The 15,805-nt window shown below is 38.0% G+C and carries 17 protein-coding genes; 4 read left to right on the top strand and 13 right to left on the bottom strand.

Going from position 1 to position 15,805, the window contains the following annotated elements; translation table 11 throughout:
• Positions 1–11 precede the first annotated feature (11 nt).
• Together ACFSR6_RS20315 and ACFSR6_RS20320 are read right to left on the bottom strand one after the other, a co-directional pair.
• Positions 12–263 carry a DUF6814 family protein gene (locus tag ACFSR6_RS20315; protein ID WP_379082349.1) on the bottom strand — a complete coding sequence of 84 codons (252 nt, stop codon included), beginning with the start codon at positions 261–263 and terminating at the stop codon, positions 12–14.
• Positions 264–268: 5 nt separating this feature from the next.
• Complete coding sequence (locus ACFSR6_RS20320; protein ID WP_379082351.1) at positions 269–1,792, bottom strand: MFS transporter; 1,524 nt, start codon at positions 1,790–1,792, stop codon at positions 269–271.
• Positions 1,793–1,941: 149 nt separating this feature from the next.
• On the opposite strand from ACFSR6_RS20320, the gene ACFSR6_RS20325 reads away from it, so the two are divergent.
• The gene (locus tag ACFSR6_RS20325; RefSeq protein WP_379082353.1) at positions 1,942–2,832 is read left to right on the top strand and encodes a bestrophin family protein; all 891 of its coding nucleotides are present in this window, start codon (positions 1,942–1,944) and stop codon (positions 2,830–2,832) included.
• 3 nt (positions 2,833–2,835) lie between these two features.
• On the opposite strand, the gene ACFSR6_RS20330 is transcribed toward ACFSR6_RS20325, so the two are convergent.
• The 6 genes from ACFSR6_RS20330 to ACFSR6_RS20355 all read right to left on the bottom strand — a co-directional run bounded on the left by ACFSR6_RS20330 (position 2,836) and on the right by ACFSR6_RS20355 (position 8,218).
• Positions 2,836–3,459 carry a Pr6Pr family membrane protein gene (locus tag ACFSR6_RS20330; protein WP_379082356.1) on the bottom strand — a complete coding sequence of 208 codons (624 nt, stop codon included), beginning with the start codon at positions 3,457–3,459 and terminating at the stop codon, positions 2,836–2,838.
• A 91-nt stretch (positions 3,460–3,550) separates the two neighbouring features.
• Positions 3,551–4,093, bottom strand: a complete 543-nt coding sequence (locus tag ACFSR6_RS20335) for a TlpA family protein disulfide reductase (protein ID WP_379082358.1) — start codon at positions 4,091–4,093, stop codon at positions 3,551–3,553.
• Positions 4,094–4,155: 62 nt separating this feature from the next.
• Positions 4,156–5,523, bottom strand: a complete 1,368-nt coding sequence (locus tag ACFSR6_RS20340) for a S41 family peptidase (protein ID WP_379082360.1) — start codon at positions 5,521–5,523, stop codon at positions 4,156–4,158.
• Positions 5,524–5,722: 199 nt separating this feature from the next.
• The gene (locus ACFSR6_RS20345) at positions 5,723–7,009 is read right to left on the bottom strand and encodes a hypothetical protein (protein WP_379082362.1); all 1,287 of its coding nucleotides are present in this window, start codon (positions 7,007–7,009) and stop codon (positions 5,723–5,725) included.
• A 131-nt stretch (positions 7,010–7,140) separates the two neighbouring features.
• Positions 7,141–7,668: a hypothetical protein gene (locus ACFSR6_RS20350; RefSeq protein WP_379082364.1), complete on the bottom strand. Its 528-nt coding sequence runs from the start codon at positions 7,666–7,668 to the stop codon at positions 7,141–7,143.
• A complete protein-coding gene (locus ACFSR6_RS20355) occupies positions 7,661–8,218 on the bottom strand; it encodes an RNA polymerase sigma factor (RefSeq protein ID WP_183766928.1) in 558 nt (185 codons plus the stop codon). The genes ACFSR6_RS20350 and ACFSR6_RS20355 overlap by 8 nt, the downstream gene beginning before the upstream one ends.
• 807 nt (positions 8,219–9,025) lie before the next feature.
• Here ACFSR6_RS20355 and ACFSR6_RS20360 point away from each other — a divergent pair.
• The 3 genes from ACFSR6_RS20360 to aspS all read left to right on the top strand — a co-directional run bounded on the left by ACFSR6_RS20360 (position 9,026) and on the right by aspS (position 11,866).
• Positions 9,026–9,430, top strand: coding sequence for a hypothetical protein (locus tag ACFSR6_RS20360; protein WP_379082366.1), 405 nt, complete (start codon positions 9,026–9,028; stop codon positions 9,428–9,430).
• A 256-nt stretch (positions 9,431–9,686) separates the two neighbouring features.
• Positions 9,687–10,028, top strand: coding sequence for a DUF6882 domain-containing protein (locus ACFSR6_RS20365; RefSeq protein WP_379082368.1), 342 nt, complete (start codon positions 9,687–9,689; stop codon positions 10,026–10,028).
• 92 nt (positions 10,029–10,120) lie between these two features.
• A complete protein-coding gene (gene aspS, locus ACFSR6_RS20370) occupies positions 10,121–11,866 on the top strand; it encodes an aspartate--tRNA ligase (protein ID WP_379082370.1) in 1,746 nt (581 codons plus the stop codon).
• Positions 11,867–12,070: 204 nt separating this feature from the next.
• Here aspS and ACFSR6_RS20375 read toward each other — a convergent pair whose 3' ends face one another.
• The 5 genes from ACFSR6_RS20375 to ACFSR6_RS20395 form a co-directional block, all read right to left on the bottom strand.
• The gene (locus ACFSR6_RS20375) at positions 12,071–12,508 is read right to left on the bottom strand and encodes a hypothetical protein (protein ID WP_379082372.1); all 438 of its coding nucleotides are present in this window, start codon (positions 12,506–12,508) and stop codon (positions 12,071–12,073) included.
• Complete coding sequence (locus tag ACFSR6_RS20380) at positions 12,495–12,872, bottom strand: phage holin family protein (protein WP_183766923.1); 378 nt, start codon at positions 12,870–12,872, stop codon at positions 12,495–12,497. Before ACFSR6_RS20380 ends, ACFSR6_RS20375 begins: the two co-directional genes overlap by 14 nt.
• A 51-nt stretch (positions 12,873–12,923) precedes the next feature.
• On the bottom strand, positions 12,924–13,190 hold the full coding sequence (locus ACFSR6_RS20385) for a YtxH domain-containing protein (RefSeq protein ID WP_379082375.1): 267 nt from the start codon (positions 13,188–13,190) through the stop codon (positions 12,924–12,926).
• Positions 13,191–13,264: 74 nt separating this feature from the next.
• Entirely contained in the window at positions 13,265–14,314 is a 1,050-nt protein-coding gene (locus ACFSR6_RS20390; RefSeq protein ID WP_379082377.1) for an AI-2E family transporter, read from the bottom strand.
• Between the two features lie 66 nt (positions 14,315–14,380).
• Entirely contained in the window at positions 14,381–15,796 is a 1,416-nt protein-coding gene (locus ACFSR6_RS20395) for a sigma-54-dependent transcriptional regulator (protein WP_379082380.1), read from the bottom strand.
• Positions 15,797–15,805 lie beyond the last annotated feature (9 nt).

Genomic DNA, 15,805 nt, shown 5'->3' on the forward strand with positions numbered 1-15,805 from the left:
GAAAGTATAAGTTACAATTCTTCAGAACTTTCCGGCAAGTGGTCATATTCACCTTTCCACGCATAAAAGCCGAATATCATCAGTCCCAAACTAATTGGGAGGAATATAAACAGGATAATTGCCCATTGCAGAATAGTATTGGTACGCTCTATATCTGTATGGGTCAGGCCCACCTTATCTACTGCCTGAATAAACAAAAATGTCATCGTTAATGGCCCTAAAACCATCCAAACCAAGCCTAAAAATTTCTTTAAGGTATTCATATTATCTAATCGTTAATATTTTCATCTCTTTTATTTGATAAATAAATTGCGCCAATAAGCAAGCTTAAAGTCGCTATGCCTATCGGATACCAAAGGCCGGATAATGGTGTAGCTCCCGAAAAACTTGCAATTAATGTTGCAATAAATGGCACAAGCCCACCAAAAACACCGTTACCGATATGATAAGGCAGTGACATGGAAGTGTACCTGATTTTAGTGGGAAATAGCTCAACCAGGAACGCCGCAATTGGCCCATAAACCATGGTTACCAGCAAAATCTGGAAGAAGATTAAGCCAATAAACTTCCAGAACACCGGTGCAGGCAAAACTTTGTCTTTTATTACTTCTTTGCCCAAGAGGATCCCTTTTGTTGCAGAAACCGTATCGGTTTGTACCCTGTTAAAAGTAGCGCCATTTTTAAGCGTTACCTTAGTGGAAGCCGTACGTAAACTATCAGTGGAGTTCGCAATTAAAACAGAAGTTACCGGAGCCGGGGCAGCAGATAAAATATCAGCCTGCTCAATTTTGGTATAATCGGTATCATCCAAAAATATTTGATAGATAGGGCGATAAAAAAGAATCCCCAATAGCATCCCGCTAAGCATAATCCACTTCCTGCCAACCTTATCGCTCCAGGCACCAAATACCACAAAAAATGGTGTTGCAAAGGCAATTCCCCAAAGTAAAATATACCTCGAATCGTTAAAATCCAGTTTGCAGGTGTTTTCTAAAAAAGATTGGGCATAAAACTGTCCCGTATACCAGATTACCCCTTGCCCCATGGTAGCACCAAATAAAGCCAGCAATACCATTTTAAAATTCGCTTTGTTGCTGAAGCTTTCTTTAAGTGGATTTTTTGAGATATTTCCTTCGGCCTTCAATTTAGAAAACAGAGGCGACTCGTGCATTTTCATGCGGATATAAATCGAAACCACAACCAATACTATCGATAACAGAAAGGGAATTCTCCAGCCCCAGTTGCCAAATGTTTCTGCCCCTAAAATATTTTTCGTAATGACGATAATGCCTAACGAAAGAAACAAACCCAGTGTTGCAGTAGTCTGGATCCAGCTGGTAAAAAAACCACGTTTGTTTTTTGGTGCATGCTCTGCTACATAAGTTGCGGCACCGCCGTATTCGCCACCCAAAGCCAAGCCCTGTATTAGCCTTAATATTAAAACCAAAATTGGGGCAGCATAACCGATGCTTTTATAAGAGGGGATTAAGCCGATAAAAAATGTTGATCCGCCCATGAGCACCAAAGTGAGCAGGAAAGTATATTTTCTGCCAATTAAATCGCCAAGCCTGCCAAAAACCAATGCACCAAACGGACGAACAATAAAACCTGCCGCAAAAATAGCCAGGGTATTAATTAAGGCAGATGCTCCTGCATCTTCTGGAAACAATTGATGGCCAATGATAACCGCAAGGCTACCAAAAATGTAAAAATCATACCATTCAATCAGCGTGCCTAAAGATGATGCACCGATTACTTTAAAAATATTGTTCCTGGGTAAAGTTTCGCTCATGAGAAATAGGATATTTGGTTTCCCAAGATAAACATTTGAATCATAAACGGCAACCTGCACTGTTTGCCATTTAATTTGTTACAAGACCAAACATTTCGGCTTTAGTTTTGTATTTTCATCCGTAACGAATTCATTTTCCATTAGATTATATGCTTTTAATACAGAACATCAGATTAAGTAGAATTTTAAGAAATACATGGCAGGTTGATCTGATCATGATTGCCTCTTGTACTATAGCTTATTTTGTGCGCGAATATTTAATAGCGCATCATTTCTCCATTCCATCCATTATTCCAACAGTTTTAGGTACGGCCATTGCCTTTTTTATTGGTTTTAACAATAACCAGGCTTACGACAGGTGGTGGGAAGCCCGAAAAATATGGGGTGCTTTGGTGAACGATTCGCGCTCTTTTGCAAGGGCATTGATCAATTATGTTGATGAGGATGAAGAAAGTGTAAAACGTATGGTTTACAGGCATATTGCCTTCTTATATGCCTTAAAGGCGAGTTTAAGAAACGCTGTAGATGAGATTTATACCAAATACTTACCCGAAGCGGATTTAAAAGAAATAGAAAAACATAACAATAAGCATAATGCCCTGTTAAACATTCAATCGAGAGATTTACAAAAGTTATCAAAAGCAAATGCAGTTGATGGCTTCCGTTTTATTGAGATCAATGAGATGCTGACAAGATTTTCCGATTCGATGGGTATGAGCGAGCGCATCAAAAACACCATATTCCCCACTACCTATACCTATCTCACCAAAGTATTTATCTGGTTGTTTGTGGTTACATTTACCCTCGTTATCAGTAAGGATGCAGGACCCGCAGCCATCTTTTTAGGCTGGTTAATCGGTTTCGTATTTGTATCTACACAGATTAATGGAATGAGCCTTATTAACCCTTTCGAAAGCAATTCGGCAGGTGTTCCACTTAACCAGATTACCCGCACGATAGAGATCAACCTTTTGCAAATGCTCGAAGAAGACGAAATTCCGGGCCCCGTTAAACCTATAAATGACGAATATGTTCTTTAAGTTTCAGGTTTTCTTCCCTATAAATATAAATAAGAGGGATAAAAGCCAGAAGATAAGCATAACCACACTTGCATTCAGAATGGCGGTTGGATAACCCAATTGTACCACATCAATAAATGGATAGGGATACTTATTAATCAGGTAACCCCTAACCACAATAAATACTACATAAATAAACGGATAAGCCAGCCAATTGATTGATTGCTTGTATTGAAGCGTTGATTTTTTAACGAAGAAAACCCAGAATAATAAAAAGATTAAAGGGTTTACCACATGCAGAAGTTCATCAGCTAACCTCGCAGGCAAACCAGCAGGCAACACCAAACCACGCAACATGATATTGTAAATTAGTCCTACTACTACAATATAAACTGTTATGGCCGTTAATGCAGGTGCTTGGGTAAATAAATTTCCTGATTCAACCTGTTTAACAAAAGATAAACGGCTAAAACAAATGGCAACAATAATATTGGTTAATACTGTAAAGTACGATAAAAACGCTTTAATTGTTGTTGGATAATCATTATTCAAGAGCTGTAAACTTACAGAGAACTGAAGTGCCAGGGAAAACCATACAACAACAGCAGCACAGCTAACAAAAGGCCTGAAATTTTTATTTAAATCCATAGAAATAAGATCGGGGTGAGATGAAAGCCCATCTTAAACTAAGATAAGTATTTAATATGCCAAGTTAGAAATGACAGGTTGCCATTGGCCGTTAATTTTCTACCACAGCCTTTAACTGCTCTTCAAAAAGTATCGATTTAGCTTTAAACTGTGGGTCAGAAAAGGAAATATTGGCCATGGCATAGATAATCTTTCCGTCTTTTCCTACCAGCACATTCGATGGAAAACCATGATTTATATTCAGCTTCCGGATTCCGTCATTACTCAGCGATACAATTTCGTACCTGTAACCGTTTCTTTTTTGAAATCGTCTGGCACTGGCTGGGCTATCATGAGTAATCCCGATAAACCTTACCGCCTTTTTGCCATATTTAGCCACCAAATTGTTTAATTCGGGCATTTCGGCTATACAGGGTGGGCATTTTTCGAACCAAAAATTAATTACCACGACCTGATTTTTTAAATCGGCATTGGAGAACGGCTTCTTATTAATGGTTAAACCATTAAAAGGTGGTAAATCTTTACCCTTTAAATCTTCGAAGAAAGTTTCCTGTGTGGCCCATTTAACTGGGACATCTTGCGCAAATACGGCTAAGGAAAAAACAGAAAGCAGAATAATCAGGTAAATTTTCATCGGCAATAAATATAAAAAAAGTCCTACCAATTTGGCAGGACTTCAAGGGATTGATAATTTGCCTATTTTTTCTTTTTAGTCAGGTAATCAATCGCAGCATCCAGAGTCACATCCTTATTGGCCATAAAATCTTTCACCGTTGGAATTATTTCGATATCAGGCTTTACGCCATAGCCTACGAACTCACGTCCATCCGGATAGGTATCCTTTTTGGTACAAATCCTTGCACTTCCCCCGCCAGGCAGATCAAACATGTATGGTTGTCCCGTACTTCCAAAAGAATTCCTACCGATTTTGGTCATATGCTTTTGGTTATCTGCGTAAATCAAAAAGTCTTCAGCTGCAGAGGCTGTATTATGGCCAATTAGTAAAACTGTAGGAACCACGATGCGCTTTGCCAACAGTTGATTTTTCAATGGACGGTAATCTAAATTATAAAAATAGTTATCCTGATAGGTTAAAAATGCCTTTTTGTTCCATTCATTATTTGCAGTATCTTTTGCTGAGGTAAATTTTCCCCAGGCCTTAAAAGCCGAGCTTAATTGTCGGGTAGAATAGCGGGAGCCATAAAGTAGGCTATCATTGGTTAAGTATTTTAAGATGTAACTCCCAATGCCTGTATTTCCCCCTCCGTTATTTCTCAAATCAATTATTATTGATTTTGCCTGATATAATTCTGGCAGTTTAGTGATAAAAAGAGAATCTATTTTTTGATCATCAAACGCATTCAGTGCAACATAAGCCACCTTATTAGGATACCATTTAAAATCCAGCAGGGGTGATTCTGCAGGGAACGCAGGAAAAACCTCTTTTTCTTCTGTACGCTTGTGAGTGAGTTTTAAGGTCAAAATCTGACCCTTTGGTTTCCTGATTTTAATTTCGAACTGGCTTCCTTCAAGTCCCTGCAGTAATTTACTTATACTCCAGTCTTGTAAAACATAATTGGTTGACGAAGATATGTATGGAGCAACATCTTCGGCTATGTATTTGGCGGTTGGTTTTCCATTCACTTCTATAACCTCGCTACCAACAGGGATTTCATCTTTTTTGCTGAGATTAACATGTGTAATAATCGCTTTGTTTTCTACATTTTCGATAAAGAAGCGATAATTGCCAAACATGGTATTCATTGGTTCAAAATCTTTACCGCTTGGCATGTAAATATTCGTATGCCCATCTTTTAACATTGCGCAGAACCGCTGCATTTCACGGTAGTAATCGTAATCGGTTTTGGTTTCCGGAATAGAAATAATCAGTGCTTTATAAGTGCTGTCCCATTGAGCACGGTCAACTTTGTTTAAATAAACAAAGTTATAATTTACTTCCTGCCAAAATTTGGACAAACCATAAATTTTGTCTGCTTTGGTTAATTTATTAGACTGAGCAAAAACAGCCAGAGGTAAAAGCATTAATAAAAGAATCTTCTTCATATCATTTGTTTGATTTTTATGATTTTAGGCTTCAATATCTATACCATGGAGGGGAATAGCTTTGATATTAAAAAATTACAGCGTTTTTGAAAGAAACAGTGTTCATAATCGGACGCCAAATGTCCGATATCGAACAATTATAAAATAAAAAGTCCTACCAATTCGGCAGGACTTCAGGATTTGTTTGGTTTAGAAAATCTTATTTAAAGGTAACAGAACCATATTCTGTTTTAATAGTTACATTTGCAGCACCGCCGCTCCCGATCTTGCCCGTATATTTTTTAGTCTCATCATCTTTACTCACCAAACTTGATGTTACGTTTGAGCCATATTTAAAGCCGGCATAAGAAGTTGAAACATTGAAGTTGCCATTGTAACGGTCTGCAAAACCTAATCCTATATTTGCATATTCGCCGCCAAAGGTGAAATTTTTACAGGCCGGGGTAATTTCGTTAACACTTAAACGGTTGTAATCCATTTTGATGTTAGCATCACCATTCAGCGAGCCTAAAGTAACGTTCGAATATTCGGCACTTACCCCAATTTTACCTGCTGATGCGATATTTAAATCGCCATAAGCCTGTTTAGCAACTGTATTTCCCTTAACCGTATTGATATTTACCTTCGCATATTCGGAATTTAAAAGTAAGTTGCCACCAATAGTACCAATGGTTAATCCCCTGCCATATTGCACTTTAATGTCAGCTGATCTTCTGATTGTATTGATGTTTACAGCGACATATTCTGCATTAAGTTCTAAGGTGCCCACAGCACCAATGGTTACCGGACCGTTATATTCATGTTTCACTACGGCTGCAGTAAGTTCCTGAATATCACATTTTCCATACTGCACATTAATATAGTTATTGGTATTACTTAAATTGCCAGCCACAAGGTTACCATATTCTACCTTTAACGAAGTAGGACCGTCAAAGTTGCCCAGTTCTACATTGCCATACTGTTGCGAAACCGTTAAAGGATTTACTGCAGGCATGTACACAGTATAAATTACCTTAATTTCTCTTCTCCAGGTGGTTACCCCATTTTTAACACTGCGACCATAACGTCCGTTTCTATCGCCCATATTGGTTTTAACAGAAACTAAATCACCGTATTTCGAGGCTTCGATATTCACACCATCCAACAACCTCTGCACATCGTTATCCGAATTGCTATAGGCTTTAATATCTACATCAACCCTTACTTCTTTCTTGTCCCAGGTTTTAATGGTAATTGCCCCGTATTGGTTGTTTAAATTAACCTTATCGCTATTACTTACGCTAAAACTCTTGCTAAAAGATTTTGAACGTTCGGCATCGCCCCCCGTTTGCTTATCCTTTGAAGTGTTAACCATCGCTATCATTGATGATTTTTCCGGTTTTTCTAACACTACTTTCTCTGATGGACTATTTACCGCAGCTTCTTGTGCACTGGTTTTTACGGCTATTAAAGCCATAAAGGCTAAAAATATTCTTATTGTTTTCATGTTGTTAATTGTTAAACATCTATGCGCTTAGCACCTGCCGGCTGGCAATAAGCTTTCGATGTAGTGAGCGTCCTTTTCCAAGCCCTCCTCAAAAAAAGGAAAGCCTTTAGCCGCGTTAATTTCTCCTGATTTTAGATCTGGTTAACTTTTTTATAATCGTCAACCTGGTTAATAATCAATAATTGTTGTTTTAATAATTGCAATTGTATTTCGCGGTTTTTTACCATCGCCTTAACCACAAAAGTTTGATCGGGCGAGGTTGGCAATTCTGCTTTTAATTTTTCGTAATCCTCATCAAGCTTTTTCAAATCAGCTGTAAACTTTTTGTAAAGCTCCGGATTTGCCGAAGCGAAAATGGCCAGACTGTCTCTTTTTTCAGTAATTAACCCTGCAAAGTGGACTTCTTTTTTTGCATAAGAAGCGCTAACATCGGCGATCTCTAAATCTTTGTTTTGCGACCTTCCGGCGTACAGCCAGGCTAAACCGAAAACCACTACGACGGCTGCAGCAGCACTCATCCATAAATAGAGCTTTACAGGTTTTTTTTTCTTTTTTGCGTCTAATTCCTGTTCAATCTTTGCCCAGAGCCCTACCGGTGGCTCCATGGTATCGAAAGCTTTACGGTTGTCCTTTACAAAGGTTTCTAATCTATTATTCATCTCTCATCCCTTTCTGTTCTAAAATGCTTTTTAACTTCTTTTTAGCCCTCATGTACTGTGTACGGCTGGTATTTTCACTTATTTTTAAAATGTGTGCAATTTCTTCATGGTCATAACCTTCTAAAAGGTATAAACTCAGCACTACCCTGTAACCATCAGGCAATTGGGTAATGGCCTGTCTTATTTCTTCGGCCTGCAACCGCACCTCACTATCATCAAAACTATCTTCGTCCGGCACTTCCGATATTTCGTCAGTACTTACAAATTCCATCTTCCGCTTACGCAGGTAATTGATGGATTTGTTGATCACGATCTGCTTCAGCCAAAGCCCGAAGGTAGTTTCCTGCCTGAAATCAACAATTCTGGTAAAAGCATCTAAAAATGCTTCCTGTAAAACATCTTCCGCCTCTTCCTCGTAATTTAAAATACGCAGGGCCACATTATACATAGCCTTTGCATATAGCTTGTATAATTCAAACTGTGCTGCGCGGCTGCCCTGCATGCATTTTTTTACTAGTTCCAGGTTTTTATCGATGTATACGGCTTCCAAAATTTCGAATATTCTGATTATAAGACATAAGGGATTTTAAAACGTTGCATCAAGGTAGAAAAAAAATTAAAAATATGTTAACCCCATATTAAGATTAGGATGAAGTACAGCTTTTTCACACAGAACAAAGCGTAAAACAATCTCTTCATTCTGTAAAGAAGTATTTTATAGTGCATTGGAAAGGGGGGGGCCTGTGCTTTTGGCCTTTTCAGTCCTGCTCTCCCTCCAGCCAATTTGAAGGAAATTGGTGTCCGTCCGATCAGGCTTATTTAATCCGGCCGGTAAAAGGAACTCAAATCTTTCATCAGCCAATGTAAAAAGGTATTAAAAACAGACCTTTGTTAGTAAATCCGACAGCAGCGAACACGTAGTGAAACGAAGTAAAGCGGATGGCGGGACTAAAGAACCTATGAAATGCTGCCCTTTCATTTCCAAAAAAACAGGCCGATTTATTAATAGGAATAGGAAATGAACGGTTCTCGGCTTTTGGCATTTTCAGTCCTGCTCTCCCTCCAGCCAATTTAAAGGAAATTGGCGTCCGTCCGATCAGGTTTATTTAACTCCGGCCGGTAAAAGGAACTCAAATCTTTCATCAGCCAATGCAAAAAGGCATTAAAAACAGATCTTTGTTAGCAAACGTCGGGACTGCAACGCCCACGAAATGCTGACCTTTCACATCCAAAACACAAAAAACATTTTATAATTAATGACAAATTCATGGTCCCGATTTTTTTGCCCTCTGTGGAAAATCAGCTGACGGATCATCATAAATTTGAAAACCCTGATACAAACCATTAACTTCATGCCATGGAAACCGATTTAATTATTGCTGCTATTAACGAGTTACACCAAAAAGCAAACCAGGCTTTAGAGAATAAAGATGCGACAGCTTACATGACCATATTTGGCGACACATTGAGTTTTACCCCCTTTGAAAAGCCAACCATAAATAAACGCGATTTCACCATCGATTTAAAGAAATATTTCAACGGGATCAAAGAAATCCACACCAGCCATTATAGGATTAAATCATCTGTTGAGGATGATATTTTCACCGAAAAAATAGCCCGTAAATCGGTTCTTTTAAAACCTAAGCTACTTGTTTTTACTAAAAAACAAACAATACAAACTGAAGAAATTTACCATTGGAAAAATATCCAGGGAGACTGGAAGGTAATTGCCCTTGAAATTGTACTGGAAGAGAAATATTAAATCTTCGTTTACATGCCCAGACAATTAGTTTTTTATATCGTAATAGTTATAACGTTTCTTTCAAGTTGTACCAACAGATCTACTTCAAAAAAAATCAATCTATTAGATACGGTTTCATTCGAACAACTTTCAAAAATTTCATGCGAATACCTCAAAAAACAGCAAGCCTACTGCCAGGAAAAATATAAAATTGGAAAGTATGAAAGATGGGATTACAACCAATTGACTGGCAAGCTCATATATTAGCGATAAGGGGATGCAAAAAGTTATTATTGACTATGAGGAGGTTGGATCCGTTTCATTAACATCAAATACATGGCTGTGGGCTTGGGGCAATTCTTCTATTGAAGAAAATATAAAACGACAAATTGCAACGGTTAGATCTTATGGCATTAAAAGAGGCTTTACTAGACTCTATAATGCAGAATGGTCTGCTGATATAGTCGATGGCTGGGATATGGCTGCAATTTCCGCATATATTCTAAAAGCGAAAGGTGTTTATCGTGTTCCCAGCAACGATAATAAACTGTTTTCATTTATGCTTTTCAAAAAGATTGCCGTTGTAGATTCTTTACCCAAAAAGAAATCACAATTGTAGATGTTTCAATTTAATAGTAAAAAACATAAAATCTTCTATCCTAAACTTTAAAACAAAATCGGTATTTTTGCCGCTCAATTTAGATTATACATATGTTAAGAACAGTAACTTGTGGTGCATTAAACCTAAATAACTTAGGCGAAAGTGTTACGCTATGTGGTTGGGTACAAAAATCAAGAGACTTGGGCGGTATGACTTTTATCGACATCCGCGATCGTTATGGTATTACCCAGTTGGTTTTTAACATGGACGATAATCGTGAACTTTGCGAAACTGCACGTACGTTAGGCCGTGAGTTCGTAATTAAAGCGATTGGTACCGTTGTAGAGAGAAGCAACAAAAATCCAAAAATGGCAACCGGCGATGTGGAGATTAAAGTTTCTGCTTTAGAAATTTTAAATGCTGCAAAATTACCTCCGTTTATGATTGATGATGAAACGGATGGTGGCGACGAGCTGCGCATGAAATACCGTTACCTGGATTTACGCCGTAACCCGGTACGTAATAACCTGGTTTTACGTCATAAAATGGCGCAATCGGTTCGCCGGTATTTAGACGCATTAGATTTTATTGAAGTAGAAACACCTGTTTTAATTAAATCAACACCAGAAGGTGCGAGAGATTTTGTGGTGCCTAGCCGCATGAATGAAGGCGAGTTCTATGCCCTGCCCCAATCGCCGCAAACCTTTAAACAATTGTTGATGGTTTCGGGTTTTGACCGTTATTTTCAGATTGTAAAATGTTTCAGGGATGAAGATTTAAGGGCCGACCGTCAGCCGGAGTTTACACAGATAGATTGCGAAATGTCTTTCATTGAGCAGGAAGATATATTGAACACCTTTGAAGGACTGATCCGTACCTTGTTTAAAGAAGTGCGCAATTACGATTTACCCGAGGTACCGCGTATGCAGTATGCAGATGCCATGCGTTTGTACGGTTCGGATAAACCAGATACCCGTTTTGCCATGCAGTTTGTTGAGCTTAACAACCTGGTAAAAGGAAAAGGCTTCCCTGTATTTGATAACGCCGAACTGGTTGTGGGTATCAATGCAAAAGGCGCAGCAAGCTATACGCGCAAACAGCTGGATGAATTAACCGATTTTATCAAACGTCCGCAGATTGGTGCTACAGGTTTAATCTATGCCCGCCATAACGATGATGGGACTATTAAATCGTCAGTAGATAAATTCTTTAACGAAGAAGACCTGAAACAATGGAGTGAAGCTTTTTCGACAGAAAAAGGCGATTTATTGTTGATTTTAGCCGGCAATACCGATAAAGTACGCAAGCAATTAAATGAATTGCGTTTAGAAATGGGCAACCGCTTGGGCTTACGCGATAAGAATACATTTTCGGCCCTTTGGGTATTGGATTTCCCTCTTTTAGAATGGGATGAAGAAACTGAACGCTACCATGCAATGCACCATCCATTTACCTCTCCGAAACCAGAAGATATTGCTTTATTGGACAGCAAACCCGGCGAAGTACGTGCCAATGCTTATGATTTGGTTATTAACGGCACCGAAGTTGGCGGCGGATCTATCCGTATCCACGACCGTGAATTGCAGGCTTTAATGTTTAAACATTTAGGCTTCAGTGCAGAAGAGGCACAAAAACAATTTGGCTTTTTGATGGATGCTTTCGAGTTTGGCGCACCTCCGCATGGCGGTATTGCTTTCGGTTTCGATCGCCTGACTTCGATTTTTGCTGGTTTGGATACTATACGTGATGTCATTGCATTCCCTAAAAATAACTCAGGCAGGGATGTGATGATTGATAGTCCGAGCACTATTGACGAGAAACAATTGAAAGAATTGAAGATTAAAACGGATTTATAGGTTTATTGGTCATTGGCCATTAGTTGATCGGTCAGCGTTAACAAACAAATCCTTCATATTTCTTCTTGCTATATAGACCCTGAAATAAATTCAGGGTGACGAAACCAATAAAAAAGCCTCAGAATTTTAAATTCTGAGGCTTTTTTATTGAAGGGATATCTGCAATTTGCCAACTAATGAACAAATGACAAATGAACCATTGAACTAATAAGTTTCGCTATCCGGTGGAATACCGTAGTCTACAAATTTCTTTTCTTTTTTCTCTTTCTTTTTACCGAACCAGCTCTTAACCGAGTTAAAAATTGCCGATAAGTGTTCGGCATCGAGCGATTTACCGATTTTTCCTGAAACCAATCCTACAGCCGCTTTAGTTAAAAAACCAGCACCTCTGAATATGGTTTTATTCATAAACGTAGGCAACAGCAATGACATGGCTGTTCCGCTGATATTTAATTTTTCGTCGACTTTAAACAGGTTACTTGGTGTAGCATATTTTTTTATCAGCGCACCTAGCGTAAACTGTTTAAAATAAGCACTGGCATCCGATTTAAGCATATTTTGCTTAAGGGTATATTCAACCTTAAGTTCTAACTTTTTAGCCTGCAGGTCTTCAAGGGTCCGGATATTTTTATAGCTTCTCATCTTCCTCCTTATCTGCAAGTTTATCAAAGTATTTTCTAATGGCTACATTAATAATAGCCTTTTCTATATACTTATCCTTAGTTAAATAAACGATTATTGCCAATAGGATATAAAATAAGGAAACGCAACCAAAACCTCCGGCATAGCTACCTAAAAGATCAGATACATACAGCGCCAAAGTTACCGAGCCAAATAAAAAGGCCAATATAAAACAAACTATAAATGCCGTACTCGTTACTAAATCGGCAAAAATTTTGGATGCTTTTTCTACAATATAAAGCCTTGTATACTCTACCCTGGCATCTAAAAAACCTTTGGCATCGTCTACAAGATCTTCAATACTTTTATCTTTATTTTCCTGCATATTTGGATGAATAGTTAACCGGGCAATAGCCCGGCTATGCAATATGATTGATTAAGCGTGCTCTACGTCGTCGCTGTATTCTTCTTCTACGCTTCTTAATTTTGTTTTGATCGAGTTAACAACTTTATCTTTTAAGCTGGCAAGATGGTTAATTTCATCAGCTGCTTTATCTTTAATAGAGTCGCCCAGATCTTTTAGAGACTGGCTTAATTTATCGCGGGTTTCATCACCTTTATCCGGTGCGAACAAAATTCCTAGCGCTGCACCGGCAGCTAATCCTGCTAAAAGTGCCACAACAACTTTTGAGTTATCATTCATAATTAATGTATTTTAAGGGTTTAACAATTAAGTACAATATAAAAACTATTACCTTATTTATTGTTAAGCTATATTTATAACTCCGTATGCTCGTTATTTGTTTTAATTCTTTCCAATCTTTCTGATGCAAGCGTACTGGTTTCGTAAATCTTAACAAGTAATATAAAATAAGATAACAGTAACGGACCAAAAACAAGGCCCAATATTCCGAATAAGGGGATACCAATAATTACGCCAATTACTGTAATTATAGGATGAATATTGCCAACTTTTTTTGCAATGATAAACCTGAGCACATTATCGATGTTGATGATCACTACAAAACCAAAAATAAGCATGGCCCAGCCAGCAAAATTATTTCCGTTCGCAATCTGCAAAATTGCAGCCGGAACAAAAACAACCGGTGGCCCCAAAACGGGCACAAAAGAAATAAATGCGGTAATTACCCCCCAGAACATAGGATCTTTATATCCTAAAACATAAAATGAAAGACTCACCAACGATCCCTGTACCAAACAAATTAAGCCCTGGCCCAAAACATTGGCATAGGTATTATTCCGCATTTCATCGCCAAAGCGCAGTGCATTCTGTTCTCTGAAAGGTGCATATTTAATCAATGAAAATTCGAATTTTTTTCGCTCTATTAACATAAAGTAGAGTAAAAAGTACATTACCAGTAAACTTAATATAATATTTACTGCACTCGATATTAACGATGGGAAGAGTTGAGTAGCCCAATTTACCAAACGGTTTAACCCTTCCTGAATAATATCCTGGTTAATTTTAACCGGAATAAGGTGCTGTAGTTTAATCAATAGGTTTTTTAAAAATACTTCGCTGTTCTTTAATTCAGAAATTTTACTGATCACCATGCTGCTTAATGCATAAAAAGGCAGTACAATCAATATAATCGAGATACCGATAAGGAAAATAGCGGTTACCCTTTTATTCCATCCCTTATGCTCAGCCAAATAAATATAAGCTGGCCTCATGATGGTATAAAGGACCAAAGTGCTCAAAATGGCACCAAAAATACTTTGCAGGGAATACGCAATTAACAGTCCGAGTGCAATAATAATCACCAGGTTAATATTATTGCGTTGTTTATAGGAGAATACTGACATTTTTTGGAAAACAGGCGTATTCTTTAAATGCTAAAATGGCTGATTTTGTTTTGTTTGATTTAAAATTTATATTTCATGATCAACCTCGATAAGTTTGATTTTATTGTAAAGTGTTTTTCTGTCGATCTTCAGGATTTTTGCTGCCTTGGTCTTATTGAAATTAACGGCTTTTAAAACTTCTAAAATTGCGGTATATTCTGCTTCTTTGGCTGCATTTCGCAAATCAAGTGATTTAATGCCATTTAATTCCCGCGGGAAATGAATGGCTTTTTTTTCCTGTTGTACCCTAGCGTAGTCGGTCATTCCAAGCTCTAATGGTAAAACATGGGTTTCTATCCGATCTCCGTCGGTTAATAAGGCGATCCGCCTAATCACATTTTTCAGCTCGCGTACATTACCCGGCCAATGGTATGCTAATAAACATTCTTTCACTTCATCAGAAAAGCCTTCAATGTTTTTATTCAATTCTTTGTTTACTGTGGCCAAAAAGTGCTCGGCAAATATAAGGATATCATTGCCCCTGTGTTTCAATGATGGAACATGTATAGAAAACTCATTGAAACGATGATACAAATCTTCCCTGAACGAACCCTTCTTAATGCTTTCTGCTAAATTTTCATTTGTAGCAACAATAAGCCGCACATCCAGATCGATCTCTTTTGTACTTCCAATCCGCTTTATTTTCCGCTCCTGCACAGCCCTGAGTAAAGTTGCCTGGATCTCGTATGATAGGTTGCCGATCTCATCAAGAAATAATGTACCACCATTAGCCTGCTCAAAGTGGCCTATTTTAGTGAACGTTGCCCCGGTAAATGCTCCTTTCTCATGCCCAAAAAATTCACTTGCGGCTAAATCTTTTGTTAAAGAACCACAATCCATTGCAATGAAAGGTTCTTTACCACGCGCACTGTTCAGATGAATGGTTTTAGCAACACATTCTTTCCCTGTGCCGCTTTTCCCCGTTAAAATAACAGTATATCCTGTTGGCGCAATGAGCTGAATCTGTTTCAATAAAAGCACCGAGGCATCACTTTCGCCATTTATATACTCAGGGCAATCCTGAAAATCGGAAAGATTACTACCTGCATGTTCAAAATTTGGAGTTGATTTTAAATTTTCCTGCGTTTCAAGGGCTTTATTTATAGTATTTAAAATTTCATCAGGATAAAGCGGTTTTACAATATAATCGAAAGCGCCCAGTTTTATTAATTCTACAGCAAGCTTAATATCAGAATAACCTGTAATAATGATAACACCCGTAGCCGGATAGTTTTCCTTAATATGGATTAAAATTTCTTTCCCATCCGTATCATCCAAACGATAATCGCATAATACCAAATCGAACCGCTCTTTTTCCAGAATTTGTGTAACCATTCTGCCGGTTGTTACATTTGAAACTTCAAATCCGTTTTTAGTTAAAAATTTGGATAGCAATAAACCGATGCTGATTTCATCGTCAACAATGAGTACCTTCTTTTTCATGAGTAGCGT

This window comes from Pedobacter vanadiisoli, from assembly GCF_042684385.1.
Lineage (GTDB): Bacteria > Bacteroidota > Bacteroidia > Sphingobacteriales > Sphingobacteriaceae > Pedobacter > Pedobacter vanadiisoli.

Excerpts from the sequence above, each read along its gene's own strand:
- ACFSR6_RS20315 (WP_379082349.1), bottom strand. The coding sequence starts at position 263 with ATGAATACCTTAAAGAAATTTTTAGGCTTGGTTTGGATGGTTTTAGGG.
- ACFSR6_RS20320 (WP_379082351.1), bottom strand. The coding sequence starts at position 1,792 with ATGAGCGAAACTTTACCCAGGAACAATATTTTTAAAGTAATCGGTGCA.
- ACFSR6_RS20325 (WP_379082353.1), top strand. The coding sequence starts at position 1,942 with ATGCTTTTAATACAGAACATCAGATTAAGTAGAATTTTAAGAAATACA.
- ACFSR6_RS20330 (WP_379082356.1), bottom strand. The coding sequence starts at position 3,459 with ATGGATTTAAATAAAAATTTCAGGCCTTTTGTTAGCTGTGCTGCTGTT.
- ACFSR6_RS20335 (WP_379082358.1), bottom strand. The coding sequence starts at position 4,093 with ATGAAAATTTACCTGATTATTCTGCTTTCTGTTTTTTCCTTAGCCGTA.
- ACFSR6_RS20340 (WP_379082360.1), bottom strand. The coding sequence starts at position 5,523 with ATGAAGAAGATTCTTTTATTAATGCTTTTACCTCTGGCTGTTTTTGCT.
- ACFSR6_RS20345 (WP_379082362.1), bottom strand. The coding sequence starts at position 7,009 with ATGAAAACAATAAGAATATTTTTAGCCTTTATGGCTTTAATAGCCGTA.
- ACFSR6_RS20350 (WP_379082364.1), bottom strand. The coding sequence starts at position 7,668 with ATGAATAATAGATTAGAAACCTTTGTAAAGGACAACCGTAAAGCTTTC.
- ACFSR6_RS20360 (WP_379082366.1), top strand. The coding sequence starts at position 9,026 with ATGGAAACCGATTTAATTATTGCTGCTATTAACGAGTTACACCAAAAA.
- ACFSR6_RS20365 (WP_379082368.1), top strand. The coding sequence starts at position 9,687 with ATGCAAAAAGTTATTATTGACTATGAGGAGGTTGGATCCGTTTCATTA.
- aspS (WP_379082370.1), top strand. The coding sequence starts at position 10,121 with ATGTTAAGAACAGTAACTTGTGGTGCATTAAACCTAAATAACTTAGGC.
- ACFSR6_RS20375 (WP_379082372.1), bottom strand. The coding sequence starts at position 12,508 with ATGAGAAGCTATAAAAATATCCGGACCCTTGAAGACCTGCAGGCTAAA.
- ACFSR6_RS20380 (WP_183766923.1), bottom strand. The coding sequence starts at position 12,872 with ATGCAGGAAAATAAAGATAAAAGTATTGAAGATCTTGTAGACGATGCC.
- ACFSR6_RS20385 (WP_379082375.1), bottom strand. The coding sequence starts at position 13,190 with ATGAATGATAACTCAAAAGTTGTTGTGGCACTTTTAGCAGGATTAGCT.
- ACFSR6_RS20390 (WP_379082377.1), bottom strand. The coding sequence starts at position 14,314 with ATGTCAGTATTCTCCTATAAACAACGCAATAATATTAACCTGGTGATT.
- ACFSR6_RS20395 (WP_379082380.1), bottom strand. The coding sequence starts at position 15,796 with ATGAAAAAGAAGGTACTCATTGTTGACGATGAAATCAGCATCGGTTTA.